This window comes from Gandjariella thermophila, from assembly GCF_005405885.1.
Taxonomy (GTDB): domain Bacteria; phylum Actinomycetota; class Actinomycetes; order Mycobacteriales; family Pseudonocardiaceae; genus Gandjariella; species Gandjariella thermophila.
The window spans coordinates 1-1,059 of sequence record NZ_BJFL01000127.1; the positions used below are offsets into that span (position 1 = coordinate 1).

The 1,059-nt window shown below is 69.5% G+C and carries 1 protein-coding gene; it reads right to left on the reverse strand.

Features of this window, described 5'->3' with window-relative positions:
* Positions 1-1,044: transposase (locus FFT21_RS28645; RefSeq protein WP_137817001.1), on the reverse strand; the 1,044-nt coding region annotated here is incomplete at its 3' end.
* Between the last annotated feature and the right edge of the window lie 15 nt (positions 1,045-1,059).

Here is a 1,059-nt window from a genome sequence, read left to right on the forward strand (position 1 = left end):
GATGCAGTCCTCCACCCGCGCGTGCACCCGGTGCGCGGCGTCGATGTACTGCGACTGCCCCAGCCACCCCTTCGTGGTCTCGGGACGGTTGGTGACCCACAGCGTGTAGCGCCACCCGTCCTGGGTTTCGAACAGGGTCAGCTGCGCGCCGGGATGGGGACGTTCGCGGCGCACGAACACCCTCATCTTCTCCGGCCAGGCGGACAGTTGGTCGCCGCTTGGTCCCTGCCGCAGCAGCCCGGTCAGCTCGGCCACGTGGGCCTGCTCGACCCAGCAGCGCGGGTGCGCGCACCGAGCGTTGCCACAGGCATCGTCGGCGCGCCGCTCCCGCAACTGTCCACGTGGCCCGATCGCCTGCACCCACGCCTGCTGGGGGACCAGCCGGATCGCGGTCTTCTCCCGTTCGGTCAGGGCCCACCCGACCGAGTAGATGAGCTGATACCCGCGCCGGGACGCGAGCTTGTCCAGATGCGCGATGAGCTCGTGGCTGGCGCCGGCACCATCCACAGTGACCATCAGCTGCCGCCGAAACCGTTGTGGCAGCGCGGTGATCGCGGCATCGACGGTGACGATGTGGTCGTCGGCGGTGTTGCTGCCGGCAGAACCAGGGCGCAGCATCCACGCCAGCGGCTCACCCCCGGTGTTGTCGCAGTAGGCCTGCAGCGGGTGATGCCCGAACCCCTTGAAGTTCGCCTCCGCCTGCTCCTTGTCCGAATGCGCGTCAGTGACCGTCGCGTCGATGCGGACGCACGTCACCCCGTCCAGGGTCTTGTCCGCGATGCGCACCCCGGGCAGCATGCCGTGACGTGTCACGATCTGGTCCCACGCGTGACCGCGGGCAGTGTTCACCGCAGCGGTAATCTTCTTCGCCGTGCGGATGCCTCCAGCGGCGATCTCTTCCAGCGTCCGCCACGCGGTCGGCACCGACGCCACCGGCCCGAACAGTTCGGCCTGGTCACCCATCACCCGGAAATCGCTGATCGCCCGCGCCCCGTCGGCGATCGCGCAGGCCACATCCGCCATCACCCGGCCCCGGTCATGCACCAGCAACCGGGTGCC